This is a genomic window from Rhodococcus sp. AB351 (genome assembly GCF_049538275.1).
In the GTDB taxonomy this organism is placed as follows: domain Bacteria; phylum Actinomycetota; class Actinomycetes; order Mycobacteriales; family Mycobacteriaceae; genus Rhodococcus.
In genome coordinates, this window is record NZ_JBMVFW010000006.1 from 26,373 (window position 1) to 50,972 (window position 24,600).

28 protein-coding genes are annotated in these 24,600 nt (G+C 69.2%); 4 read left to right on the plus strand and 24 right to left on the minus strand.

All coding sequences use genetic code 11. The annotated features are described in order from the left end of the window. Positions 1 to 91 precede the first annotated feature (91 nt). From ACPCXD_RS14180 to ACPCXD_RS14190, 3 genes are all read right to left on the minus strand, one after another. Positions 92 to 451 (minus strand): NADH-quinone oxidoreductase subunit A, encoded by a 360-nt coding sequence (locus ACPCXD_RS14180; RefSeq protein WP_016696057.1) that lies wholly within the window; start codon positions 449 to 451, stop codon positions 92 to 94. A 258-nt stretch (positions 452 to 709) separates the two neighbouring features. Then, a complete protein-coding gene (locus ACPCXD_RS14185) occupies positions 710 to 1,114 on the minus strand; it encodes a hypothetical protein (protein ID WP_229565008.1) in 405 nt (134 codons plus the stop codon). A gap of 80 nt (positions 1,115 to 1,194) precedes the next feature. After that, positions 1,195 to 1,443 (minus strand): hypothetical protein, encoded by a 249-nt coding sequence (locus ACPCXD_RS14190; protein ID WP_229565009.1) that lies wholly within the window; start codon positions 1,441 to 1,443, stop codon positions 1,195 to 1,197. 335 nt (positions 1,444 to 1,778) lie between these two features. Between ACPCXD_RS14190 and ACPCXD_RS14195 the strand changes: the two genes are divergently transcribed. Further along, positions 1,779 to 2,813, plus strand: a complete 1,035-nt coding sequence (locus ACPCXD_RS14195) for an iron-siderophore ABC transporter substrate-binding protein (RefSeq protein WP_423660026.1) — start codon at positions 1,779 to 1,781, stop codon at positions 2,811 to 2,813. A gap of 36 nt (positions 2,814 to 2,849) precedes the next feature. Here ACPCXD_RS14195 and ACPCXD_RS14200 read toward each other — a convergent pair whose 3' ends face one another. The 4 genes from ACPCXD_RS14200 to ACPCXD_RS14215 all read right to left on the minus strand — a co-directional run bounded on the left by ACPCXD_RS14200 (position 2,850) and on the right by ACPCXD_RS14215 (position 6,477). Next, positions 2,850 to 3,518 (minus strand): methionine ABC transporter permease, encoded by a 669-nt coding sequence (locus ACPCXD_RS14200; protein WP_016696053.1) that lies wholly within the window; start codon positions 3,516 to 3,518, stop codon positions 2,850 to 2,852. A 13-nt stretch (positions 3,519 to 3,531) separates the two neighbouring features. Further along, positions 3,532 to 4,551: a methionine ABC transporter ATP-binding protein gene (locus ACPCXD_RS14205; protein ID WP_145691111.1), complete on the minus strand. Its 1,020-nt coding sequence runs from the start codon at positions 4,549 to 4,551 to the stop codon at positions 3,532 to 3,534. Continuing rightward, complete coding sequence (locus ACPCXD_RS14210) at positions 4,551 to 5,387, minus strand: MetQ/NlpA family ABC transporter substrate-binding protein (protein ID WP_016696051.1); 837 nt, start codon at positions 5,385 to 5,387, stop codon at positions 4,551 to 4,553. The genes ACPCXD_RS14205 and ACPCXD_RS14210 overlap by 1 nt, the downstream gene beginning before the upstream one ends. 61 nt (positions 5,388 to 5,448) lie before the next feature. Further along, entirely contained in the window at positions 5,449 to 6,477 is a 1,029-nt protein-coding gene (locus tag ACPCXD_RS14215; protein WP_423660029.1) for an isopenicillin N synthase family dioxygenase, read from the minus strand. Positions 6,478 to 6,829: 352 nt separating this feature from the next. Here ACPCXD_RS14215 and ACPCXD_RS14220 point away from each other — a divergent pair, with 352 nt between their 5' ends. Together ACPCXD_RS14220 and ACPCXD_RS14225 are read left to right on the plus strand one after the other, a co-directional pair. Further along, positions 6,830 to 7,447 (plus strand): DJ-1/PfpI family protein, encoded by a 618-nt coding sequence (locus ACPCXD_RS14220; protein ID WP_229565013.1) that lies wholly within the window; start codon positions 6,830 to 6,832, stop codon positions 7,445 to 7,447. Then, positions 7,444 to 7,956, plus strand: coding sequence for a MarR family winged helix-turn-helix transcriptional regulator (locus ACPCXD_RS14225; RefSeq protein ID WP_229565014.1), 513 nt, complete (start codon positions 7,444 to 7,446; stop codon positions 7,954 to 7,956). Before ACPCXD_RS14220 ends, ACPCXD_RS14225 begins: the two co-directional genes overlap by 4 nt. On the opposite strand, the gene ACPCXD_RS14230 is transcribed toward ACPCXD_RS14225, so the two are convergent. The 10 genes from ACPCXD_RS14230 to ACPCXD_RS14275 all read right to left on the minus strand — a co-directional run bounded on the left by ACPCXD_RS14230 (position 7,923) and on the right by ACPCXD_RS14275 (position 18,455). After that, positions 7,923 to 8,807: an acyl-CoA thioesterase II gene (locus ACPCXD_RS14230; protein WP_229565015.1), complete on the minus strand. Its 885-nt coding sequence runs from the start codon at positions 8,805 to 8,807 to the stop codon at positions 7,923 to 7,925. The genes ACPCXD_RS14225 and ACPCXD_RS14230 overlap by 34 nt on opposite strands. After that, entirely contained in the window at positions 8,804 to 10,225 is a 1,422-nt protein-coding gene (pyk, locus tag ACPCXD_RS14235) for a pyruvate kinase (RefSeq protein ID WP_026061874.1), read from the minus strand. Before pyk ends, ACPCXD_RS14230 begins: the two co-directional genes overlap by 4 nt. Before the next feature lie 91 nt (positions 10,226 to 10,316). Beyond that, on the minus strand, positions 10,317 to 11,240 hold the full coding sequence (locus ACPCXD_RS14240; protein WP_423660033.1) for a TM2 domain-containing protein: 924 nt from the start codon (positions 11,238 to 11,240) through the stop codon (positions 10,317 to 10,319). Beyond that, positions 11,237 to 12,304 (minus strand): prolipoprotein diacylglyceryl transferase, encoded by a 1,068-nt coding sequence (gene lgt / locus ACPCXD_RS14245; RefSeq protein ID WP_229565016.1) that lies wholly within the window; start codon positions 12,302 to 12,304, stop codon positions 11,237 to 11,239. Before lgt ends, ACPCXD_RS14240 begins: the two co-directional genes overlap by 4 nt. Continuing rightward, a complete protein-coding gene (trpA, locus tag ACPCXD_RS14250) occupies positions 12,301 to 13,104 on the minus strand; it encodes a tryptophan synthase subunit alpha (protein WP_423660035.1) in 804 nt (267 codons plus the stop codon). The genes lgt and trpA overlap by 4 nt, the downstream gene beginning before the upstream one ends. Beyond that, the gene (gene trpB / locus ACPCXD_RS14255; protein WP_160875910.1) at positions 13,101 to 14,363 is read right to left on the minus strand and encodes a tryptophan synthase subunit beta; all 1,263 of its coding nucleotides are present in this window, start codon (positions 14,361 to 14,363) and stop codon (positions 13,101 to 13,103) included. The genes trpA and trpB overlap by 4 nt, the downstream gene beginning before the upstream one ends. 112 nt (positions 14,364 to 14,475) lie before the next feature. Next, positions 14,476 to 15,285, minus strand: a complete 810-nt coding sequence (trpC, locus tag ACPCXD_RS14260; RefSeq protein ID WP_016696041.1) for an indole-3-glycerol phosphate synthase TrpC — start codon at positions 15,283 to 15,285, stop codon at positions 14,476 to 14,478. A gap of 91 nt (positions 15,286 to 15,376) precedes the next feature. Next, the gene (locus ACPCXD_RS14265; RefSeq protein ID WP_016696040.1) at positions 15,377 to 16,042 is read right to left on the minus strand and encodes a TIGR02234 family membrane protein; all 666 of its coding nucleotides are present in this window, start codon (positions 16,040 to 16,042) and stop codon (positions 15,377 to 15,379) included. After that, on the minus strand, positions 16,039 to 17,622 hold the full coding sequence (locus ACPCXD_RS14270; protein ID WP_024101208.1) for an anthranilate synthase component I: 1,584 nt from the start codon (positions 17,620 to 17,622) through the stop codon (positions 16,039 to 16,041). Before ACPCXD_RS14270 ends, ACPCXD_RS14265 begins: the two co-directional genes overlap by 4 nt. A 44-nt stretch (positions 17,623 to 17,666) precedes the next feature. Then, the gene (locus ACPCXD_RS14275) at positions 17,667 to 18,455 is read right to left on the minus strand and encodes a dioxygenase family protein (RefSeq protein WP_423660038.1); all 789 of its coding nucleotides are present in this window, start codon (positions 18,453 to 18,455) and stop codon (positions 17,667 to 17,669) included. Positions 18,456 to 18,563: 108 nt separating this feature from the next. On the opposite strand from ACPCXD_RS14275, the gene ACPCXD_RS14280 reads away from it, so the two are divergent. Further along, positions 18,564 to 19,049 carry a MarR family winged helix-turn-helix transcriptional regulator gene (locus ACPCXD_RS14280; RefSeq protein ID WP_016696037.1) on the plus strand — a complete coding sequence of 162 codons (486 nt, stop codon included), beginning with the start codon at positions 18,564 to 18,566 and terminating at the stop codon, positions 19,047 to 19,049. Positions 19,050 to 19,078: 29 nt separating this feature from the next. Here ACPCXD_RS14280 and ACPCXD_RS14285 read toward each other — a convergent pair whose 3' ends face one another. The 7 genes from ACPCXD_RS14285 to priA form a co-directional block, all read right to left on the minus strand. Continuing rightward, positions 19,079 to 20,362: an acyl-CoA dehydrogenase family protein gene (locus ACPCXD_RS14285; protein WP_016696036.1), complete on the minus strand. Its 1,284-nt coding sequence runs from the start codon at positions 20,360 to 20,362 to the stop codon at positions 19,079 to 19,081. Next, positions 20,362 to 21,495, minus strand: a complete 1,134-nt coding sequence (locus tag ACPCXD_RS14290) for an acyl-CoA dehydrogenase family protein (protein WP_423660041.1) — start codon at positions 21,493 to 21,495, stop codon at positions 20,362 to 20,364. The genes ACPCXD_RS14285 and ACPCXD_RS14290 overlap by 1 nt, the downstream gene beginning before the upstream one ends. A 112-nt stretch (positions 21,496 to 21,607) precedes the next feature. Beyond that, positions 21,608 to 21,787, minus strand: coding sequence for a tautomerase family protein (locus ACPCXD_RS14295; protein WP_016935788.1), 180 nt, complete (start codon positions 21,785 to 21,787; stop codon positions 21,608 to 21,610). Between the two features lie 87 nt (positions 21,788 to 21,874). After that, on the minus strand, positions 21,875 to 22,237 hold the full coding sequence (gene hisI / locus ACPCXD_RS14300) for a phosphoribosyl-AMP cyclohydrolase (RefSeq protein ID WP_423660043.1): 363 nt from the start codon (positions 22,235 to 22,237) through the stop codon (positions 21,875 to 21,877). Beyond that, positions 22,234 to 23,007 (minus strand): imidazole glycerol phosphate synthase subunit HisF, encoded by a 774-nt coding sequence (hisF, locus tag ACPCXD_RS14305; RefSeq protein ID WP_016696031.1) that lies wholly within the window; start codon positions 23,005 to 23,007, stop codon positions 22,234 to 22,236. The genes hisI and hisF overlap by 4 nt, the downstream gene beginning before the upstream one ends. Further along, positions 23,004 to 23,846 (minus strand): inositol monophosphatase family protein, encoded by an 843-nt coding sequence (locus ACPCXD_RS14310; protein ID WP_016696030.1) that lies wholly within the window; start codon positions 23,844 to 23,846, stop codon positions 23,004 to 23,006. The genes hisF and ACPCXD_RS14310 overlap by 4 nt, the downstream gene beginning before the upstream one ends. A gap of 3 nt (positions 23,847 to 23,849) precedes the next feature. Continuing rightward, positions 23,850 to 24,584, minus strand: a complete 735-nt coding sequence (gene priA / locus ACPCXD_RS14315) for a bifunctional 1-(5-phosphoribosyl)-5-((5-phosphoribosylamino)methylideneamino)imidazole-4-carboxamide isomerase/phosphoribosylanthranilate isomerase PriA (RefSeq protein WP_423660046.1) — start codon at positions 24,582 to 24,584, stop codon at positions 23,850 to 23,852. Positions 24,585 to 24,600 lie beyond the last annotated feature (16 nt).

The following is a 24,600-nucleotide window of genomic DNA, read 5'->3' on the forward strand; positions in this document are numbered from 1 at the left end:
CTCCCCCGGACCCGGACCGGTCGATCAGCCGCCGGTCCTCCGCTCACGGAACCCGTTCGCATCCAGGACATCCCGTCGTACATGCGGGTCGTCAGTCCCATGTCAGGCCTCCTCGTTTCCACTCGTAGGCGTAGGCGACGAAGACGTTGAACATGAACAGCGCCATCGCCGCCAGACCGAAGACGCCGAGCGCGTCGAAATGGACCGCCCACGGGTACAGGAAGACGATCTCGATGTCGAAGATGATGAACAGCATCGCGGTGAGGTAGTACTTCACCGGGAAGCGGCCACCTCCCACCGGCTGGGGGGTGGGGTCGATACCGCACTCGTACGCATCGAGCTTGGCGCGGTTGTACCGGCTCGGGCCCGCGAGGCTCGCCACCGCGACGGAGAAGATCGCGAAGGCGAGCGCGATGCCACCGAGTACCAGGATCGGTACGTAAGCGTTCATGCGACCTCCGGTTGCTCGCGCGAATCCGGCCGCGGGTCTGCTCGTGCCCGCGAACCCACCCCCGCCGTGCGCCGGGCGGTTCCACCCCGGCTCCGGGTTGTGAGTTACGGCACACACTAGTGCTGTTCGCGTCGGACTTGTCGCGATTTCACGCCCTCGATTCGGGGCGGCGTGTCGGACTGCTCCACAACCGGAAGGAGAGTAGATTCTCCGGCCCCGCATACGAGTTCGCGGCCGGGCGGTCGCGCGCCGGAAGGGTCAGGAGGGGCGGGAGCGAGGGGTGAGCAGAGCGAGCACCTGCCGGCCGAGCCTGATCGGGTCGACGGGATGGCGCAGCGCCACCTCCGCGCCCGACCAGCGGGCGAGCCACTCGTCGTCGGCCCGGGCGATCAACACGATGATCGGCGGGCACGAGTCGAGTTCGTCCTCGAGTTGCTTCGCGATTCCCATGCCACCGGCCGGAGCGGATTCACCGTCGAGCACCGCGAGAGCGATGTCGCCGACGTGCATGCGTTCGACAACGACCGGCGGTGTCGCGACCTCGACGTAGTCGAGTGGAGGCAGGTCCGGGTGCAGGCGGGTACCGAGGGCATCACGAACCTGTTGCCGCACGGTCGCATCGTCGCTGTAGACGAGGATGCGCAGCGAGTCGGTCACGGGCAAGATGCTAACCGAGCACACCCGCCCGTCCGGGGAACCCGCGTGTCGCGGCGGCGCCGCGACATCGGCGGGCCGGGACGAGTTCAGGATCCACTACCGAGGGGATGCCACCGCTCTCGGATCTCGGGACGGGTGGCCGTCTCCGTCTCGTCGTCGTGAATGATCGAGGCGGGCGCGATCATCAGGTGCGCCAGCACGATGCATGCGCCGGTGAGCATGGCGAATGCGGCACCGATCAGATACGACCCGGTGAACACCGCAGCCAGGAATCCGATCGTGAGCATTCCCGTGAGCGCGATGATCGCGAGAATCCGCCGATTCGAGCGTGGCATCGAATCGGACCTCTTGTCCGTGGATGCAACCATGAGCATCTCCGTTCCTCCCCGGAACGACGCATCCCGTACCCCCGCATCCACTCATCGTTCCCGGTCGACGAATCGTCGGTGATGAGCGAACCCCCGCGGTGGCCGAGTGCGGCCGTCCCCTCTCCCGCTCGGGCCGTGAGCGGTTTCGGTAACAGAATACTATCAAATGTGACATCCGTCTCGCGATCTGTTTGTGGGACATCACGAAGTCGTGGACCGCCCGGAAATCTGTCGGTAACCCGCGGTCCGGCCAGAAGGTTAGGCTCACCTCTCGACATGGCCCCGATCAGCGAGAGGTACTCATGAAATTCCGATCCCCGCGCCGCCGCGGGCCGCGCGCGGTAGTCGTACTCGTCGCCGCCGCCGTCGCGCTCACCGCGTGCTCGTCCGGCAGTGGCGACGACGCGAACGGCTCTGCGACAGGCGACTTCGAACCCGTCGCGATCGAGCACGCACTGGGCACCGCCGAGATCGACGCGCAGCCCGAGAGGGTCGTCACGCTCGGGATGGGCTCGGCCGAGACGGCGATCGCTCTCGGTGTCACCCCGGTGGGGATGGAGGAGTATCCCTGGGGCAGCGACGAAACGGGATACCTGCCCTGGATCCACGAGGAGCTGACCGAACGCGGCGAGCCGCTGCCCGAGCAGTTCACCGGCGGTACCGAGGTGGACGTCGAGGCGATCGCCCGCCTCGCCCCGGACGTCATCCTCGCGCCGTGGTCGGGGATCACGCAGGAACAGTACGAGCTGCTGTCGGCGATCGCCCCGACCGTCGCCTACCCCGAACTGCCGTGGACGATCACCTGGCAGGACCAGATCGAGACCATCGGCACCGCGCTCGGCAAACACGATGAGTCGCTGGATCTGATCACCGGGATCGAGGACACCTTCGAACGCACCGCGGCCGCACACCCCGAGTACGCCGGCGTGACGTTCTCCTACATCTACAACACCGGGCCCGGCACGCTGGGTGTCTTCATGCCCGACGAGCAGCGCGTGGCGATGGTCCGCGGACTCGGGCTGACGGTCGATCCGGTCGCCGGGACTCTCGAGGAGACCGAGGGCACCGACTCGGCGGTCATCGGCCTCGAGAACGCCGGACTGCTGAAGGACTCGGATCTGGTCTTCACGTTCTATTCCGACCCGGCGAACCGCGCCGAGATCGAATCGCAGCCGGTCTACCAGCAGATTCCGGCGATCGCGCGCGGCTCGCTCGTCGCGCCGGAGGAGCAGCCGTTCGTCACGGGATCGTCGATGATCAATCCGCTCACCGTGCCGTGGTCGATCGACCGCTACGTCCCGCTCGTCGACGAGGCGATCGCGAAGCTCGACCGCTGAGCCGGACGCACCGGTGGTGCGCCCGGCTGTCGGGCGTCACCGCCGGTGCGCGAGCCTGCGGACCATCAGATCACCGATCGACTGCATGATCTGCACCATCACGATGAGCACGACCACCGCGAGCAACAGCACCGGCGTGTTGAACCGCTGGTAGCCGTAGACGATCGCGAAGTCGCCGAGACCGCCACCACCGATGACACCGGCCATGGCCGAATAGCCCACCAGCAGCACGAGGGTGAGGGTGGCACCGGCGATCAGCGGGGACAGCGCTTCGGGCAACAGCACCTTGCGCACGATCTGCGCGTTGGTGGCCCCCATCGCCTGGGCCGCCTCGACCCGGCCCCGGGGCACCTCCCGCAGAGCGGATTCGACGATGCGGCCGAAGAACGGGATGGCACCGATCGTCAGCGGCACGATCGCCGCGGTCGGCCCGATCGCGGTGCCCACGATGAAGCGGGTGAACCCGATCAGCGCGATCAGCAGGATGAGGAAGGGAAGCGAGCGGAACAGGTTGACGATCACGCCGAGGACGGTGTTGAGCGTCCGGCGGGGCCACAGACCGGACGGTGACGTCAACTGCAACACGATCCCGACGAGCACACCACCGACGACGGTGAGCACGAAGGACACCGCAACCATGTAGAGCGTCTCGAGGGTGGCTTCCCACACCTCCGGGAAGGCGTCGTACCACTGCAGTTTGTTCATCGCGCCTGCACCGTCATTCCGTGAGTCCCTCCAGTTCGGTTTCCGTTCCCCACGCCAGGCTCAGATACGGGCGTTCGGCCACGAAGCCCTCGATGAGTGCCCGATCGGTGCCCGCCGTGAACCGCAGGCGCATCCGTCCCACGGTGACGCTGCCGACCTGTTCGACCCGGCCGCCGACCACAGCGATGTCGGCGTCGATCGCACGGATCATCTCCGCGAGCCACGGTCCGTGCGCGGCATCACCGATCGCGGTGACCAGAGCTGTGTCGGCACCCGAACCCGTCGACGGATCGGTGCCGACAGGGACGAGTGCGTGCCCGAGCGCCGACTCGGGATCGGCGACGAGATCGACGATCCGGCCCGTCTCGACCACCTGTCCGGCGTCGAGCCGGGCGGCCGAGGTGCAGATCCGGCGCAGCACGCCGAGTTCGTGGGTGATCACCACGACCGTGACACCCAGTCGTCTGTTCACCTCGGCGACGAGATCGAGGACCTGATCGGTGGTGTCCGGGTCCAGGGCGCTCGTGGCCTCGTCGCACAGCAGCACCTCGGGTTCGGCGGCGAGTGCGCGGGCGATGCCCACGCGCTGCTGCTGACCACCGGACAGCTGCGAGGGATAGCTCTCCCCCTTGCCGGCCAGGCCGACGAGATCGAGCAGCTCGAGCGCCCGCTTGCGGCGCTGTTCCTTGCCGATCCCGGCCACTTCGAGGGGGAACTCGACGTTCCGGATCACGGTGCGCGAGTGCAGCAGGTTGAACTGCTGGAAGACCGTCCCGATCCTGCGACGGGCCGCACGCAGGTCCGCGCCGGACAGGGTCGACAGATCGTCCTTGCCGAGCAGGATCCGTCCCGAGGTGGGCCGCTCGAGCAGGTTCAGGCAGCGCAGCAGCGTGGACTTGCCGGATCCGGACGGGCCCACGATGCCGTAGATCTCGCCGTCCGGGATCTCGAGCGACACCCCCCGCAGCGCCGCGACCTCCCCGGAGCGCCCGGCTCCGGGGAAGGTCTTGACGAGGTTCTCGACGACGATCATCAGTTCGTCGGGTGGACCGGCAGCACGGCGCCGGAGTAGGTCTCCTCGATCCAGGCAGCCGTCTCGGGCGACTCGAGGGCCTCGGCCAGCGCGGTCACGGCCGGGTCGTTCTCGTTCTCGGCCCGCACGACGAGCAGGTTGGAGAAGGGGTTGTCCTCGACCTCTTCGGTGACGATGGCGTCCTCGGCCGGGTTCAGGCCGGCTTCGAGCGCGTAGTTGGAGTTGATCACGGCGGCGGTGATCTGCGCGTCGTCGAGCTGACGGGCGAGCTGCGGACGCTCGATGCCGACGAGGTTCAGGTTCTTCGGGTTGGCGGTGATGTTCGATTCGGTGACCACCGACAGGTCGGCCTCCTCGAAGGGCACGTCCATCTCGAGCAGACCGGCCGATTCGAGCAGGTACAGCGCGCGGGCGTAGTTGGTGGTGTCGCGCGGCACGGCGACGGTGTCGCCGTCCTTCAGCTCGTCGAGCGAGGCGATCTTGTTCGAGTAGAGGCCGATGGGCTCGAGGTGCACGTCGGCGACGGCGACGAGGTCGTCGACACCCTTCTGCTTCTGCCAGTCCGTCAGGTAGGGCTCGTGCTGGAAGAAGTTCGCGTCGACGTCGCCGGCCTCGAGCAGTTCGTTGGGATCGACCTCACCGGTGATCTCGACGATGTCGAGTTCGTAGTCGCCCAGCGCCCCGGTGCTCACGATCTGGTCGAGGATCTCGACGTGCGGGGTGGACGACGCCGAGATCCGGAGGGTGGTGTCGTCCCCTTCGGACGACGAGCAGGCCGCGAGGCCCGCAGCGAGGGTGAGCGCGGCGGACGCGACGACGATACGACGCAGTGACATCGGGTGGATACCTTCCGTTGGAGATGCGGGGACTTCGGAAATGCGGGGACGGACAGATCGATTATCGGTGTGCGGCGAAGCGGGCGAGGAGATCCGCGTGAAAACGCTCCGCCACGTTCGGGTGTGCCCGCAGGCGGGACTTGAGTGCGTTGAGGCCGTAGACGGCGTGCAGCGTGCCGCCGTGGGCGTCGGGGCCCACGCCGCGGGCGGCCGCGGCGAGATCCGCGGGCAGCTCCACCGGCGGGAGTTCGCGGTCGAGACCGGGATTGAGGAAGAAGGGTAGCGACACGCGGTCGGTGCCCGCCGGCGGCGGCAGCACGCGATGGACGGTCGCCTGGAGGTAGCCGCCGGTGGCGACCTCGAGGAGTTCGCCGATGTTGACGATGAAATGCCCTGGGAGCGGGTCGATGTCGACCCACCGGCCGTCGCGTTCGACCTGGAATCCGGTGCTGCCGGGTTCGGGATAGAGCAACGTCAGCGCGCCGACGTCCTTGTGGCTGCCCACCCCCTGATCGGTGACCGAGCGGTCGTGCCCGGGATACCGCGCGATCTTCAGCAGCGGGTCGGGATCGGCGAAGGCGTCCTCGAAGTGATCGGCGGGGGCACCGAGGGATTCGGCCCATGCGCCGAGCAGTCGGCGTCCGACGTTGCCGGCCTCGTCGATCCACCGCAGTGCCAGTTCGCGTAGTCGGGGGACCTGCTCGGGCCACACATTGGGGCCGTGCAGCACCTCCCAGGGGCGGTCGGGGTCGATCGCGGCGACGGCATCGCGTTCCGGGCCGATGTCGAGTTGTTCGCGCCAGTCGACGTAGCCCTGGGTGCGTTCGCCACCGACACGGGTGTAGCCGCGGAAGTGGGGTGAGCGGATGTTCTCGATCGAGAGCTTGTCCGCCTCGGGGAGGGCGAAGAACTCGCGGGCCGCCGCGACGAGTTCGTCGGCGAGCACGGGGTCGATCCCGTGACCCGCGAGATGGAAGAACCCGATCTCGTGGGTGGCCTCCCGGAGGCGATCGAGCAGGGTGTTGCGCGTTGTTTCGTCGCCGTCGAGATCGGACAGATCGATGACGGGCAATACCGTCGAATCGGACATGATGTGCCTTTCGAACCGCATCGGATGCGAGGAATTCCCGGTCACCGCCGGATCGTCGGTCACAGCGGACTCAGGGGAATCGTGAGAGCAGTGCGAGCAGCCCCGGACAGGGGCGATCAGCGGCAACGACAACACGCAGGAGCCACGGCGCGTCGAGCGCGTGTGCTCACAGTCTGCGTGTGAGTGTTGCCCATCTTCTCCTCCGATGAGGTCGCATGCGACCTTCGACGACAGTGGCGCCACGACGTGGTCCTGATCAAGGCTAATCGCCTCCGCGACCACCCGGCAAATCACCCTCGATCGGAGCAGACACACTATTGACAGCATGCTGCCTTTTTGTCAGCATGCTGTCATGACCGAAACAGTTCACGTCGCCGTGTACGACACCCTGGCGGACTGGGAGATCGGATACGTCACGCCGCACATCGCAGATCCCGAATGGCAGCGCAGTCCCGGCCGGTACCGCGTCCGCACGGTCGGAGCCACGACGGAACCGGTCACGACGAAGGGCGGACTCCGCATCCTCCCCGACACCGTGCTCGCAGACGTCACGCCGGAGGACAGCGCGATGCTGATCCTCGCCGGCAACGACATCTGGCCGACCGACGCCTACGCCCCCTTCGTCGACAAGACCCGGCAGTTCCTCGACGCCGGCGTTCCGGTGGCTGCGATCTGCGGCGCGACCGGGGCGCTCGCGGCTGCGGGACTGCTCGACGAGCGGCCGCACACGAGCAACGCTCTCGAATTCCTGCAGGGCGTCGGCTACGGGGGCGCCGATCTGTACCGGGACGAACCCGCGGTCACGGACGGCGATCTCATCACCGCGAGCGGCATCGCCCCGGTCGACTTCGCCCGCGCGATCTTCGCCCGGCTCGACCTGTACGAACCGCGCGTGCTCGACGCCTGGTACGCCCTCTACGGCGAGCGCGACCCGCGCGGCTACTACGAGCTCATGTCCTCCGGCTCGTGACGGAGCAGCACGCGGCCGAGAAGAACGCGGCCGAGCGGCACCCGGTCGAGGCCGAGCTGCTCAGCGCGGCCGCACTGACGGCCTTCCGGCTCAACGGGCAGTTCCTCGCGCTGGCCGAGACCCTGGCTCGTCCCGTCGGCCTGACCGCGGCCTGGTGGCAGGTCCTCGGTGCGGTCTCCCCCGCTCCGCTGCCGGTGTCCGCGATCGCCCGCGAAATGGGCATCACGCGGCAGAGCGTCCAGCGCATCGCCGATCTCCTCGTCGACAAGGGACTGGCGGAGTACCGCCCCAACCCGGCGCACCGTCGCGCCAAACTCGTCGCGATGACGTCGGCCGGGCGCGACGCGATCCGGGCCATCGGTCCCACTCACACCGACGCCGCGCGGGCCCTGTGCGGGGAGACCGGGACCGAGGAACTGGCACGGATCGTGGAGGGCATGCGCGCGCTGTCGGCTGCCCTCGATCGATCGGCCGATCAGCTCCCCGACGGGCGACGCGGCGGGAAGTGACGGATGAGCCCTTCCTGCACGACGGTCGCGACGAGTTCGCCCTCGATGGTGAAGTAGCGGCCCGTCGCCATCCCGCGGGAACCGGCCGCCACCGGGGATTCCGTGGCGTACAGGTGCCATTCGTCGAAGCGGACCGGACGGTGGAACCAGATCGAATGATTGACCGTCGCCGCCACGATCCGGTCGAGTCCCCACGACAGGCCGTGGGTGGTAAGGATCGAGTCGAGGACGGTCGTGTCGGACGCGTAGGCCAGCGTGGCGACGTGGAGCAGCGGATCGTCGGGTAGTTGCCCGTCGGCGCGCATCCACACGCGGTTGTGGCCGAGCTTCTCCCCCGTTCCCCGCAACACCCAGGCGGGGTCGTTGGCGTACCGCATGTCGATCGGCTTGAGCGCGCCGACGAAATGCGGCAATTGCTCCTCGAAGCCGCGCAGACGTTCGCCGATCGGCGGAAGCGCTTCGGGCAGTGGAACATCGGGAACGGTCACCGAGTGTTCGAGGCCCTTGCCCCACCGCTGGAAGGCGGCGAGCATGACGAACAGTTCCTGGTCGTCCTGGTAGGCGGTGACCATCCGGTTCGCGAAGTCGCGGCCGTCCCGGTGGGTGACGACGTGGTAGTCGATGGGCCGCTTGACGTCGCCGCCCCGGATGAAGTGCGCGTTGATCGCGTGCACGGGACGGTCACCGACGGTGCGTCCGGCCGCGATGAGCGCCTGCGCGACGAGTTGGCCACCGAAGGTGCGGCTGCCGACCTGCGCGGGATGGCCGCCACGGAAGACGTTCTCCTCGACCTGCTCCAGATCGAGGAGGCCGAGGAGAACGTCGAGATCCGTTGTGTCCGACAGTGTCACCGGGTGTCTTTCTCGCCCAGCCGGTGCACGTGGATGAGGTTGGTCGAACCCGAGCGTCCCGGAGGCGCTCCGGCGACGATCACCACGAGGTCGCCGCGTTGGTACCTCCCCAGCGACAGCAACGCCGCGTCGACCTGCTCGACCATCTGGTCGGTGGTGTCGACCGGCTCGACCGAGAAGGTCTCGGTGCCCCACGTCAGCGCCAGCTGGTTGCGGATGTGCGGGACGGGCGTGAAGGCGAGCAGCGGCAGCGGGGTGTGCAGCCGCGCGAGTCGTCGCACGGTGTCGCCCGACTGGGTGAACGCGACGAGCGCCTTGGCGTCGAGACGCTCGCCGATGTCGCGGGCGGCGTACGAGATGACACCGCGCTTGGTGCGCGGAACGTGCGTCAACGCAGGCACTTCCGTCGAATCCGACTCGACGGCGGCGATGATGCGCGCCATCGTGCGGACCGTTTCGACGGGGAACTTGCCGACGGAGGTCTCACCCGAGAGCATCACGGCGTCGGCGCCGTCGAGCACGGCGTTGGCCACGTCGGAGGCCTCGGCGCGGGTGGGACGCGAGTTCTCGATCATCGATTCGAGCATCTGCGTCGCGACGATGACGGGCTTGGCGTTCTCGCGTGCGATCTGGATCGCGCGCTTCTGCACGAGCGGCACTTCCTCGAGCGGAAGTTCGACGCCGAGGTCGCCGCGCGCCACCATGACCGCGTCGAAGGCGAGGACCACGGCCTCGAGATTCTCGACGGCCTCGGGCTTCTCGAGCTTGGCGATCACCGGCACGTGCCGCCCGACGCGGTCCATGACCTCGTGAACGAGTTCGACGTCGGCCGGCGACCGCACGAACGACAGGGCGATGAAGTCGACACCGAGGCGCAGGGCGAACTCGAGGTCCTCGATGTCCTTCTCCGACATGGCCGGAACGGAGACGTTCATCCCCGGCAGGGAGACACCCTTGTTGTTGCTGACGGGCCCGCCCTCGATGACGCGGCAGACGACGTCGTTGCCCTCGACCGCCTCGACGACCAGACCGACCTTGCCGTCGTCGACGAGCAACCGGTCGCCGGCGACGGCGTCCTGGGCGAGTTCCTTGTAGGTGGTCGAGACGCGGTCGTGGTCTCCGACCACGTCGTCGACGGTGATGCGGACCACTTCACCGTGTTCCCACACGGTGCGGTCCTCGGCGAATCGTCCGAGCCGGATCTTCGGCCCCTGGAGATCGGCGAGGATGCCTACGGCGTGCCCGGAGGCCTCCGACGCAGCGCGGACCCGGTTGTAGTGGCCCTCGTGGTCGGCGTGTTCACCGTGGCTGAAATTCAGGCGGGCGACGTCCATTCCGGCGTCGACGAGATTCCGCAGGACATCGGGGTCGGCGGTGGCCGGCCCCATAGTGCAAACGATCTTGGTGCGTCGGGTCACGCTTCGAGCCTAGCCTCCGCGCCTGCGACCCTCCATCCCAGCACCCCGGCGCGTGTCGCCGGGGTGCCGAAGGGACGGAGTCGTCGGGATGTCACGGGCGGAGCTGGCGTCCGTTCTTGTCGCGGACCTTGCCGGTGAGCATGAGGATGCCGTCGATCAGCGGCCAGATGCCCCCGATGCCGCAGGTGAGCCACGTGACGGCGATCTGCGCGACCGCCGTACCCGGCTGGTCGAGATAGAAGCGTCCGGCACCGAAGGCGCCGAGCAGGATCTCCAGCACACCCGCGGTGACCTTGCTCTTGTCGGAGTACGGCTCGCCCGTGTAGGGATCGCGTCCGAAGGGCGCCGCGGCGTCGCAACCGTACGGGTTCGACGGGTCGGGGTAACCGTAGGCGGGCATCACCCCGTAGCCGGGCGGCGGACCGTAACCCTGTCCGCCCTGCGGCGGTGGGCCGTAACCCTGCCCACCCTGCGGCGGCGGACCGTAACCCGGTGCCTGGTGCGATCCCTGCGGACCGGTGTAGCGGCCCTGCGACGGATCCTGCTGCGGGGACCCGATCGGGTAGTGCGGATCGGGTGTCCCGTAGACCGGTCCGGTGCCGCTTTCGGGCCGGCCCTGATGCTCGCCGTAGGGATAGTCGCCCGGCGGCGGATAGTCGGACTCGTGGTCGGCCGGCGGCGGATAGCTGGGCGTGGTTCCCCAGCCCGGTCCGTTGCCCACACCCGAGTAGGTGTCCCATCCCGGTCCCGGAGTGCCGGTGGCACCACCGAGGGAGTCGAGGGTGGGCGGTTGAGCGGACAACGATGCCTGCGCGGTGGCGTCGTAGTCGAACGCGCGTCCGAGATCGGGCGGCGGGGTGTGCTCACTGTCCGAGGACCGCTCCGGTGTGTCGGCACCGGAGGCGGACTCGCTCCGCTTGGTCAGGTCGGGCTTGGCAGGCTCCGTCGTGTCGGGCTCCGGCTTGGCAGGCTCCGAATCGGATGCTCCCGAAGTTCCCGGGTCCTGTGTGGTCACGAGTGATCCCCTTTGCTGTCTCCGGACGTCGCTTCGTCGACTCTACCGGCGGAGGATGACGAGCTGCCCGACTCGGCAGCGGCCGACTCCGAGCTGCCCGACTCGGCGTCCGCCGACTCCGAGGCGGGTACCGCCTTCCCTGCGGCCGCCCCGCCCTCGTCCTGCGCGGCCGGCTCCGCTCCGGCGCCCGCAGCCGCCGGGTTCAGCGACGCCGGGTCCTCACGGCCCTTGCGTGCGAGAACGAAGTAGGCGACCGCGAGCACGAACACGATGCCCGAGGTGAACGAGTTGATCCGGATACCGGCGATCTGGGTCGCCGCGTCGGTGCGCATGAGCTCGATCCAGAACCGGCCCGCGCAGTATCCGGCGACGTACAGGGCGAACAGGCGTCCGTGGCCGATCGTGAACTTCCGGTCGACGAACACCAGCAGCAGCACGACGAGGAGATTCCACAGCAGCTCGTAGAGGAAGGTCGGGTGCACGACGAAGGCCACCTCACCGGTGGACACCCCGTCGACCAGCCCGGGCGCGACCTGCCCGGCGTCGTTGCGCCGTTCGTAGATCTCGAGTCCCCACGCCACCGTGGTCTCGCGACCGTAGAGTTCCTGGTTGAACCAGTTGCCGAGGCGTCCGATGGCCTGCGCCAGCAGGATCGCCGGAGCGAGCGCGTCGCCGAAGGCCGGCAGCGGGATCCCCCGCCGGCGGCAGCCGATCCACGCGCCGAGCGCACCGAAGGCGACCGCACCCCAGATGCCGAGGCCGCCCTCCCAGATCTTCAGGGCGTCGACCGGGTCGTTGCCGTCCCCGAAGTACTTCTGCCAGTCGGTGGCGACGTGGTAGAGCCGCCCACCGATCAGGCCGAAGGGCACCGCCCACACGGCGATGTCGAGGACGGTGCCGGCCTGTCCGCCGCGCGCGACCCAGCGGCGGTCACCCCACCAGATCGCCACGACGATCCCGACGATGATGCACAGGGCGTAGGCGCGGAGGGCGAACGGTCCGAGATACCAGACGCCCTGCGGCGGACTCGGCAGATAGGCCAGAACAGACGCAGTGGATGTCACGAGTGCACGTTAGCGGAGCGAACGCCCTTCGCGAGATCCCGAGTCAGTGCGAGCAACGCGTCGTGTCCTTCGGCGACGGCGGAGACCAGCGCCGAGCCGACGATCACGCCGTCGGCATAGCCCGCGATTTCCGCGGCCTGGGCGCCGTTGCGCACACCGAGACCGACGCCGACCGGGATGTCGGAGTGCGTGCGCACCCGGGCGACGATCTCCGGCGCGCGGTTGTCGACGCTGTCGCGGACGCCGGTGACACCCATGGTCGAGGTGGCGTAGACGAAGCCGCGGCACTTGTCGAGGGTGGTCGCGAGGCGCTCGTTGGTCGACGACGGTGCGACCAGGAAGATCCTGCCGAGTCCGTACTTGTCGGCCGCGGCGATCCATTCCTCCGCCTCGTCCGGGACGAGATCGGGCGTGATGATGCCGAGTCCGCCCGCGGCCGCGAGGTCGCGCGCGAAGTTCTCGACGCCGTACTTGAGCACGAGGTTCCAGTAGGTCATCACGACCGCGGCGCCGCCGACGGCGGTGATCGCCTCGACGGCCGGGAAGACGTCGCGGACCCGGACGCCGTTGGCGATCGCCTCGAACGCCGCGTTCTGGATGGTGGTGCCGTCCATGACCGGGTCGCTGTAGGGGATGCCGACCTCGATGAGATCGCAGCCGCCCTCGACGAGGGTCTTCATCGCCTCGACGGAGCGCTCGACGGTGGGATAGCCGACCGGCAGGTAGCCGACCAGTGCGGCGCGGTTCTCGGCGCGGCAGGTCGCGAAGATCTCGGTCAGGCGTTCGTGCGGGGCGCTCACTGGGCTGCTCCTTCGGGGCCGGTCTGGTCTGCGGACTCGTCGGTCGGCAGGTAGCCGAACCACTTGGCGGCGGTGTCGACGTCCTTGTCCCCGCGGCCGGAGAGGTTGACCAGGACGATGGCGCCCTTTCCGAGTTCGAGGCCGAGCTTGACGGCACCGGCGACGGCGTGGGCGGACTCGATCGCGGGGATGATCCCCTCGGTGCGGCACAGCAACGCGAAGGCCTCCATGGCCTCGCTGTCGGTGACGGCGCGGTACTCGGCCCGGCCGGTGTCGGCGAGCCAGGCGTGTTCGGGGCCGACGCCGGGATAGTCGAGACCGGCGGAGATCGAATGCGATTCGATGGTCTGGCCGTCCTCGTTCTGCAGCAGGTACGAGAACGCGCCGTGCAGGGCACCGTGGGTGCCGCCGCCGATGGTGGCGGCGTGCCGTCCGGTCTCCACCCCGTCTCCCCCGGCCTCGCAGCCGACGAGCTTGACCGACGGGTCGTCGATGAACGGGTGGAAGATGCCGATCGCGTTCGATCCACCGCCGACGCAGGCGACGACGGCGTCGGGCAGGCGACCGGTGAGCTCGCGGATCTGTGCGCGGGCCTCGAGGCCGATGATGCGCTGGAAGTCGCGGACCATCGCCGGGAAGGGGTGCGGGCCGGCGGCGGTGCCGAAGCAGTAGTAGGTGTTGTCGGCGTTGGTGACCCAGTCGCGCATCGCTTCGTTGATCGCGTCCTTGAGGGTGCGCGAGCCGGTCTTGGCGGCGATGACCTCGGAGCCGAGCAGACGCATGCGCGCGACGTTGAGGGCCTGCCGTTCGGTGTCGACCTCACCCATGTAGACGCGGCATTCGAGACCGAGCAGCGCGCATGCGGTGGCGGTGGCGACGCCGTGCTGGCCGGCGCCGGTCTCGGCGATCACGCGGGTCTTGCCCATGCGCTTGGCGAGCAGCACCTGCCCGAGCACGTTGTTGATCTTGTGCGAGCCGGTGTGGTTGAGATCCTCGCGCTTGAGGAAGATGCGCGCTCCGCCGGCGTGTTCGCTCAGGCGGGTGGCCTCGTAGACCGGGGACGGGCGGCCGGTGTAGTCGCGCTGCAGGCGGTCGAGTTCGGCCAGGAAGCCGGGATCGACGCGTTCCTTCTCGTAGGCAGCGGTGACCTCCTCGATCACCGCCATGAGCGCCTCGGGCACATAGCGGCCACCGAAGACTCCGAAATGGCCGCGGACGTCGGGTTCGTGCGCGGTCGGAGTGGCGAGGGCTTCGCTCATCGAGGGAAGCCCTCGGCCCTTGGCGGAAAGTGCGGAATCGTCTGCAGTCACGCGTCCAGTCTGCCCCACCACGCGACGCGGATCACGTGGGGGTCCGGACCGGCCGGGACGGTCAGCGTGCGGGCTTGGGGCACGACGGATGCGTGCCCACCGTCACCAGTTCGGCGACTGCCTGGCGCGGATCCCCACTGGTCACCAGTCCCTCTCCGACGAGCACCGCGTCGGCGCCCGCGCCCGCGTACGCGAGCAGATCGGCCGGGCCGCGAACACCCGACTCGGCGATCTTGAGCACGTTGCTGGGCAGGCCCGGCGCGATGCGCGAGAACGTCGTCTTGTCGACCTCGAGGGTCTTGAGGTTGCGGGCGTTGATCCCGATGACGGTGGCGCCGGCCTCGAGGGCACGGTCGGCCTCCTCCTCGGTGTGCGCCTCGACCAGCGCGGTCATGCCGAGCGACTCGACGCGGTCGATCAGCGCCGTCAGCACGGTCTGCTCGAGGGCCGCGACGATGAGGAGCACGATGTCGGCGCCGTGTGCCCGCGCCTCGTGGATCTGGTAGGGACCGACCACGAAGTCCTTGCGCAGCACGGGAATACGGACGGCGCGACGGACAGCGTCGAGGTCGGCGAGGCTGCCGTGGAATCGGCGTTCCTCGGTGAGAACGCTGATGGCGCGAGCGCCTCCGGACTCGTACGCTGCAGCGAGCTCGGCGGGATCGGCGATGTCGGCGAGAGCACCCTTCGAGGGGCTGGCACGCTTCACTTCGGCGATGACCGCGATGCCCGGTTCGCGCAGCGCGGCCTTGGCGTCGATCGGTGGGGGCGCGGCTGCGGCGGCAGCCTTGACGGAGGCGAGATCGAGGGCCGCCTCACGGGCGGCGACGTCTGCTCGCACTCCTTCGAGAATCGAATCGAGAACTGTCATCGTGGCTCGAGTCCTTTCCCACCCTGCTCAATCCCGATGTGATCAAGCTCATCGGATCTGTCTAGAAGAGTAGTGAAGTGGTTTACAGCGGTCACCGGCGGGTGCCTGTATCACCCTCGCCACCGTCGTCCGTGGGATCCTCACCTGCGTCCAGTGCGTCCCACAGACCGCGTTCGGACAGGGGTTCGTCGTTCTCGGCGCGCCGGGCGGCCGCCTCGCGACGTGCTGCCGGGGCGTCGTACTTCGACGACAATCCGGCCGCCTCGCGCGGGGTGCGCCACAGCGTCACCGCCGCGGCGAGGGCCGCGACGGCGCCGACGATCGCAAGGACGGCCGGCAGCGGATAGGTCTCGACGGCGGTCACGGTCGCGCGGTCGGGCAGCGCGGCGACACCGGCCGCGGTCTCGGGGTCCGCGTCACCGGTGAGCAACCGGACGGCGGGGATCGCGGCGGCGACGGCGACGGCCGCGACCACGAGCGAGACGAGTCGCAGCGCGAGTCCGCGCACCGCGAAGACGGCGGCGACCGCCGCGAGCAGCACGAGAGCGAGCGGGGTCAGTGCCGCCGCCCAGCGGCCACCCTCGAGGTCGTCGACGCGGTCGATCCCGAGTCCGTCGGACGAGACCGCGGTGACCCATGTCATCCGGCTCGACGCCCACAGCAGGGCCGCGCCGACCCCGAGCAGCAGGGCGGCGATGACGGTCGGCCGGCGCCGGCGCCCGGTGGTGGGGGCGGCGTCCGGCGTCTCCGCGGTCACCGTGCGTCACCGCCGTAGGTGGTGAGGGTGGATGCGGCGGCCACGGCGGCGAGGGCGGACATGGCCTTGTTGCGGGCCTCGGTGTCCTCGGCCTCCGGATCGGAGTCGGCGACGATGCCGGCGCCCGCCTGTACGTAGGCGACGCCGTCCTTGACGAGAGCGGAACGGATCGCGATGGCGGTGTCGGCGTCGCCCGCGAAATCGAGATAACCGACGATGCCGCCGTAGATGCCGCGGCGGGTGGGTTCGAGTTCCTCGATCAGTTCCATCGCGCGCACCTTCGGCGCCCCCGACAGGGTCCCGGCGGGGAAACACGCCGTGACGGCGTCGAGGGCGTGCTTGCCCTCCGCGAGTCGCCCGGTGACCGTGGAGACGAGGTGCATCACGTGGCTGTACCGCTCGATGTGGCGGTAGTCGTGCACCTCGACGGTGCCCGGCGTGCACACCCGGCCGAGATCGTTGCGGCCGAGATCGACGAGCATGAGGTGCTCGGCGTTCTCCTTCTCGTCGTGGACGAGGTCCTTCTCGAGCAGGATGTCCTCCTCCTCGTTCGCGCCGCGCCACCGGGTCCCGGCGATGGGATGGGTGGTGGCCACCCCGTCCGAGACCGTCACGAGCGCCTCCGGGCTCGACCCGACGATCGAGAAGGCCGTCTCGCCGTCCGGGCCGGGGATGTGGAGCAGGAACATGTACGGGCTGGGGTTGGACGCGCGGAGCATCCGGTAGACGTCGATCGGCTCTGCATCGCAGTCGATCTCGAAGCGCTGCGAGAGCACCACCTGGAAGGCCTCACCGGCCTCGATGTCACCGATCAGTTTGCGGACGTCCGTGCAGAACGACTCGGTGGTGCGTTGACGGCGGTAGTCGGGTTCGGGCCGCGAATAGGTCGCGACGGTGGCCGGTGCGGGCGCGGCGAGCGCCGCGGTCATCCGATCGAGGCGGGCGACGGCGTCGTCGTAGGCCTCGTCGACGCGTTCGTCGGAGCCGTCCCAGTTCACGGCGTTGGCGATGAGCCAGATCATGCCCTCGTGGTGGTCGACGGCCGCGAGGTCGGTCGCCAGCAGCATCACCATCTCGGGGATCTGCAGATCGTCCTCGGCGAGCGTCGGCAGCTTCTCGAGATGACGGACGACGTCGTAGCCGAGATAGCCGACCATGCCGCTGGTGAGAGGCGGCAGTCCGTGGATGCGGTCCGTGTGGAGCAACTGGAGGGTCTCGCCGAGGACGTCGACGGGGTTGCCACCCGTGGGCGCGCCGGCCGGGACGTTGCCGTACCAGGCGGCGTCGCCGTCGACGACGGTCAGCGCGGCCGGGCTCCCGGCGCCGATGAACGACCACCGCGACCACGACCGGCCGTTCTCCGCCGACTCGAGCAGGAAGGTTCCGGGGCGGTCTGCCGCGAGCTTGCGGTAGGCCGACAACGGGGTCTCCGCGTCCGCGAGCACCTTGCGGGTCACCGGGACCACGCGGTGCTCGGCGGCCAGCTGGCGGAACTGCTCGCGGGTGGTCGTCGAATCGGAACGGCCGCCACCCGAGGAGTCGGTGGTGGCTGCGGGAATGGTGGTGGGCTCGCCGGACATGCGCCCCATCATCCCAGGGACCTCGTCCGGCTCTGCAGCCGCCGTCAGGCGACCTGGAACGAGCGCTTGGCCAGGCCCATCCAGAACCCGTCGACGACCTGGTCGATGCCGCGGCCGGGAGCGTCGGAGGCACCGAGCGTGACGAACAGCGGGGCGAAGTGCTCGACCGTCGGATGCGCGTACGGCATGCCCGGTGCGCGGTGCCGGAAGTCGAGCAGCGCGTCGACGTCGCCGCGCGCGAGCTGCTCGGCGGTCCAGTGGTCGAACTCCGCGGACCAGCCCGGCGCGGGTGCCTCGGGACGCGGGTCGCGCAGGAAGGGCAGACCGTGCGTGGTGAATCCGGAGCCGATGATGAGCACGCCCTGCTCGCGCAGCGGACGCAGTCGTGCGCCCAGGTGCAGCAGGCGTTCCGGATCCAGTGTGGGCAGGGAGATCTGCAGCACCGGGATGTCGGCGTCCGGGTACATGACGGTCAGCGGCACGTAGGCACCGTGGTCGAGTCCGCGGTGCGGTTGCTGCACCACCGGTTCGTCGTCGGGCATGAGTGCCGCGACCTGCCGGGCCAGTTCGGGGGCGCCGGGGCTGGTGTAGGTCACCTCGTAGAAGCGGCGCGGGAATCCCCCGAAGTCGTACACGAGCGGGGTGCCGGTGGTCGTCGACCCGATGGTCAGCGGGGCGGATTCCCAGTGCGCGGAGACCACGAGGATCGCCGTGGGGTGCGGCAGGTCGCCTGCCCAGCACTGCAGCTGCGACACCCACAGTTCGCTGTCGACGAGCGGCGGGGCGCCGTGACTGAGGAACAAGGCGGGCGTGGTCGCGGAATCGGTGGTCATGACATCCCCTCAAGTTGAAGCTTCAAGTATCATAGAGGAGAACCCGTCGCGCGGCCATTCCCATTCCCCGGCCGGGTGCGACAACGACCGAACGAGCGAGGAGCAGGCATGAGCAACGAGGACCCGCGGTGGCTCGATCCGACGCAGCAGAACGCCTGGCGGGCGCTCGTCTCCGTCGTCACGCGACTGCCGGCCGCGCTCGACACCCAGATGCAACGCGACTCCGACATGACGCACTTCGAGTACTTCGTCCTCGCACTGCTCTCCGAGCACCCCGAGCGCCGACTGCGTCTCAACGCCCTCGCCGCCGAGGCCAACGCGTCGCTGTCGCGGCTCTCGCACGTCGTCACGCGCCTCGAGAAGCGCGGCTGGGTGCAGCGGGAACCGGTTCCCGGCAGTCGCGGTTCGTACGCCGTGCTCACCGATGCCGGCTACGACACCGTCGTCGAGGCGGCACCGAGTCACGTCGAGGCGGTGCGCCGGCTCGTGTTCGACGGCCTCGACGACGACCAGGTGCGCGCGCTCGCGCGCCTGGGCTCCGCCCTGGTCGAGCAGATCGACGAAGGGATCGCCGGCGGTATCGGCAAGGCCTGAGCCGCCGCCCTACGACCCTCCCGCGCCCGTCACGTGGCGGGGCGACTCCTCGGCACGTCCCGGAACGGGATGTTCGGGTCGTGGCTGCGTTCACGCGGCATGCCGAGCACGCGTTCGCTGATGGCATTGCGCGCCATCTCCGTCGTCCCGCCCGCGATGCACCACACCTGCCGCATCAGATGGTCGACGCCACGTTGCGCGACCGCTCCGTCGGCCTCGTCCCAGGCGGCACCGTTGGCGTCGGTGAACTCGTAGCCGATGGTGACGAGTCGGCTCTCCACGACACCGGACATCAGGCGGGCGATGCTCGCGGCCTGGTCCGACATGGTCCGAGTCGCCACGCCCGTGGACACCCGCTGTTCGAGGGACTGCTTGACCAGTTCGAGCGTCCGCGCCTCCCCGAGCAGGTCGCGGGCGAGCGGGTCGTCGAGCCGGCCGGCGTCGCGGGCCACGGCGAACAGCTCGGGCATCCGCGAGGCGCCGCGCGAGCCCCCCGCCGGGATCGTCGTGTACGGCGAGTTCCGGTACATGCGTTCGTGGAACATCCAGCGGGTGCCCACGGTCCAGCCGTCGTCGACCTCGCCGAGCCGGTCGCTGTCGGGGACACGCACATCCGTCAGGAATTCCTGGCAGAACTCCTTCGAGCCGCTGAGCATCTCGATGCGGTGCACCTCGACCGAGGGCTGCTTCAGCGGCACCATGAAGACGGTCAGGCCCCGGTTCTTCGGGACGTCCCAGTTGGTGCGAGCCAGGCACAGCGCCCAGTCCGACCACCATGCACCGGTGGTCCAGATCTTCGATCCGTTGAGGATCCAGTCCTCACCGTCGCGGACCGCGGTGGTGACGGCGGCGGCGACGTCGGATCCACCGCTGGGTTCGGAGAGCATCTGCATCCACAGTTCCTCGCCCTTCAGGATGGCGGGGATGTGGCGGCGTTTCTGTTCCTCGGTCCCGAATTCGAGCAGCACCGCGGCGCACGGCACGAAGGTGGGCACCTGCAGGCGGGACGGATACTCGTAGCCGGCGAGTTCCTCGTCGAACACCTGCTGGTAGGCACGTGGCAGCCCCTGCCCGCCGTACTCGCGGGGAAAGCAGATGCCGGCGAAGCCCGCGTCGAACATCGCCCGCTGGATGTCGCGCTCGCGCCGGACGAGGGCGAGTTCCTCCTCGTCGGACGCCTCGGGGCGCAGCACCCCGATGTAGGCCGCGGAGTCGGAGCGTTCCAGGTTGGCGTCGATCCACGCCTGTGCCCGCGCCCGGAACTCGTCGAGCGTCTCGGTCACGTCGGCCCTGTCCGAGGTGTCGAGGGTCATCAGGATGCCTCCCGGAGTTCGACGATGTCGGCGAGACGGGCACGATGTTCGGCCGGGGTGCCGAAGCCGGAGCGGTTCGCGGCCGCGCGTCGCGCATAGAGGTGCAGATCGTGTTCGTAGGTCACGCCGATCCCGCCGTGGATCTGGATGCAGTCCTGCACCAGCTCGCTGCCGTACTGGCCTATGTAGGCCTTTGCGGCGCAGACGAGTTCGTCCGCATCGGAGCTCGATGTCGCGACCGCTCCGGCCGCGCGGTCGGCAATCGCGTGACTCGCCTCGATCCAGGTCTTCATGTCGGCGAACCGGTGCTTGAGTTCCTGATAGGAGGCGAGCGGGCGACCGAAGGAGTAGCGGTCGAACGCCCATGCGACGGTGAGATCGAAGACCGCCTGCAGCGCCCCGACGGATTCGGCGCAGGAGATCACGATCGCGGTCCGCCGCGCGCGGGCGGCGTCGTCCGCTCCCCCGCCGGGTCCACCGACGACGGAGCTCAGCGGCACGCGCACCTCGTCGAAGTGGACCGCGGCGTAGCGCCGCGTGACGTCGATCGACCGAAGCGGCGTGATGCTCACTCCCTGCGCGTCGCGGGGTACGAGCACGTTGGTCACATCCTGCCCGGTCCGACCGGTCACGAGCAGGAGATCGGCGGTGATGACGGCCTCGACGGGGCGTTTGGTGCCGGTGACGACCACCTCGTCGCCGTCGATCCGGATCTCCACAGGCGCGGTGGCGGTCCGGCTGCCGGCGCGCGGTTCGTCCAGGCACCAGGCTGCGGTGGCGCGGCCGGCGAGCAGCGCCGCCAGCGTCTCCTCGTGGTCTTTCCCGTACCGGCCGAGCATCTCCGCCGCGATGTTCGTGGGGCACAGCGGCCCGGGGGCGGCGTGGCGCCCGAACTCGTGGGCGACCAGCGTGAGATCGACGAGTCCGAGACCGCTCAGCGATCCTCCGCCGTGGTCCTCGTCGACGAGCAGGCCGGTCCAGCCGAGTTCGGCCCCGGCACGCCAGTAGTCGGCTGCGAAGCCGTCCGGATCGTCACGGAGGCGGCGGATCCCGTCCGGCGGCACCCTCTCCGCGAGGAACCGTGCCGTGGTGTCGCGGAAGAACTCCTGATCCGGACTCGGATCCAGCAACATGCGTGCCCCTTCACCCCGTCGTCAGAACATAACGCTCTCAATACAGAGAACACTATTCTCATCGGATACGAAAGGGGTGCGCGAAGACGGACTCGGGGTGAACCGGGTCGGGTCAGCCGAGCGGAGTTCCGCCCACGCCCCAGTTCTCGCGGGGCACCTCGGTGATCGTCACCCACACCGACGACGGATTCTTGCCCGAGGCCTCGGCGTACGCGCGGGTGACCGCGGAGATCACCTCGGCCTTCTGCTCGTCGGACAGGCCCGGCGTCTGACTGATCTGGATGAGAGGCATGCGGGCATTGTCGCAGCCCGTCGCACGACCCGCCGATCGGTCCTGCCGTCCGCCCCACGAGATGTCGTGCGAACGGACGACATCCGGCTACTCGGCGATCTGCGGTGTCTCGAGCAGGACGTCGGTGTCGAAGCAGGTGTGCGTGCCGGTGTGGCAGGCGGCGCCGACCTGGTCGACGACGAGCAGCACCGTGTCGCCGTCGCAGTCGAGGCGCACCTCGTGCACGTACTGGGTGTGTCCGGACGTCTCGCCCTTGACCCAGTACTGCTGCCGCGACCGCGAGTAGTAGGTGGCCTTGCGGGTCGCGAGGGTGCGGGCGAGCGCCTCGTCGTCCATCCACGCCATCATCAGGACGGCGCCGGTGGTCCGCTCCTGCACGACGGCGGCGAACAGGCCGTCGTCGTTGCGCTTGAGCCGGGCGGCGATCGCCGGATTCAGGATGTCGCTCATCGGACCGTGATCCCTTCCGCGCGCATCGCGTCCTTGACCTGACCGATGGTCAGCTCCCGGAAGTGGAAGACACTCGCGGCGAGCACCGCGTCGGCACCGGCCTGCACGGCGGGTGCGAAGTGCTCGACGGCGCCGGCACCGCCGGAGGCGATGACGGGCACGTGCACGGCCTTGCGCACGGCCTCGATCATCTTCAGGTCGAAACCGTTCTTGGTGCCGTCGGCGTCCATCGAGTTGAGCAGGATCTCGCCGACGCCGAGTTCCTCGCCGCGTCGGGCCCACTCGACCGCGTCGATGCCCGTCCCGCGACGACCACCGTGGGTGGTGACCTCCCAGCCGCTCGGCGTGGGTTCCTGTCCCGCGGGCACGGTGCGGGCGTCGACCGACAGCACGATGCACTGCGAGCCGAATCGCTCGGACATCTCGCGCAGCACCTCGGGCCGGGCGATGGCCGCGGTGTTGACCGAGACCTTGTCGGCGCCGGCGCGCAGCAGGCGGTCGACGTCCTCGACGGTGCGGACGCCGCCTCCGACCGTGAGCGGGATGAACACCTGCTCGGCGGTACGCGTGACGACGTCGAGCATGGTGCCGCGGTCGCCGCTCGACGCGGTGACGTCGAGGAAGGTCAGTTCGTCGGCGCCCTGTTCGTTGTAGAGGGCGGCGAGCTCGACCGGATCACCCGCATCGCGCAGGTTCTCGAAGTTGACACCCTTGACCACCCGCCCCGCATCCACGTCGAGGCACGGGATGACCCGCACGGCCAGCGTCATGTTCGATCTCCTTCGGAACCCAACTGCTCGGCCACGGACTGTTCCGTCGCCGACTGCACAATCTCCAGTATCTCGCCGTGCACTCCGGGCGCTGCAGCGACCACCGATCCGGAGCCGATCCGCCAGGGCCGGCCCGCGAAGTCGGTGGCGATGCCACCGGCGGCCCGCACGAGTGCGACACCGGCGGCGTTGTCCCAAGGGTGGTGGCCGAACACCACGGCACCGCCGATCGCGCCTCCCGCAGTGAACGCGAGGTCGGCGCCGGTGGAACCGTGCATCCGCAGCCGGGCGACGCGCCGGCTCAGCTCGGTGATGACGGCGAGACGCCGGGTGCCGGGCACCCGACCGCGACTGTCGATGTCGAAACTGCCGACGGCGATCATCACGTCCTCGAGCCGGGCCGGCTGCAGCGGTTCGGTGGGCTTGCCGTTCACGAGCAGCGGCCCGTCGGCGATTCCCGCGAAGCGCTGATTCGTCAGCGGCAGCCACGTGAGGCCGAGGATCGGTTCGCCGTCCTCGACGAGAGCGAGGAGGATCCCGGCCATCGGCAGCCCGGCGGAGTAGTTGATGGTGCCGTCGATCGGGTCGAGCAACCAGACGGTGCCCTCCCCTGCGGACGGGCCGCCGAACTCCTCACCGTGCACGGGGATACCGGTGCGCTCGGCGAGGGCACCGGAGATCCGCCGCTCGAGTTCGAGATCGAGATCGGTCGCGAAGTCGTTCGGTCCCTTGTCGACGGAACGCGGCGCACCGTGCCCGGCGACGAACCGTTCCGCGACCTCGTCGAGTACACCGCTCGCGACGGCGAGCAGCCGGTTCAGGTCTGCGGGATCGGTCATCGGTCAGCGCGAGACGGCGTCGAGCGCCTCGGTCAGCGTGAATCGGCCCGCGTACAGCGCCTTTCCGACGATGGCACCTTCGACACCCTCGTCGACGAGCGTCGCGATGGCACGCAGGTCGTCGACGGTCGAGACGCCACCGGAGGCGACGACCGGCGATTCGGTGGCCGCGCACACCTCGCGGAGCAGATCGAGGTTGGGGCCGGAGAGGGTGCCGTCCTTGGTGACGTCGGTGACGACGTAGCGCGAGCAGCCGTCGCGTTCGAGGCGCTCGAGCACCTCCCACAGATCGCCGCCGTCGGAGACCCAGCCGCGGCCGCGCAGTCGCCACTGGCCGTCGAGAAGCTTGACGTCGAGACCCACGGCGATCCGGTCGCCGAACTCGCCGATGACGCGCGAGCACCACTCGGGATTCTCGATCGCGGCGGTGCCGAGGTTGACGCGGGCACAGCCGGTCGCGAGGGCCGCGGCGAGGGTCTCGTCGTCGCGGATGCCGCCCGACAGCTCGACCTTCACGTCGAGTTCGCCGACGACGTCGGCGAGAAGTGCACGGTTGTCGCCGCGGCCGAACGCCGCGTCGAGATCGACCATGTGCACCCATTCGGCGCCGGCGTTCTGCCATTCGAGGGCGGCGTCGCGGGGCGAACCGTAGCCGGTCTCGCTGCCCGCCTCTCCCTGAACGAGGCGAACTGCTTCACCGTTGACGACGTCGACTGCGGGCAAAAGGACCAGGCTCACTGCGTACACATTAGTG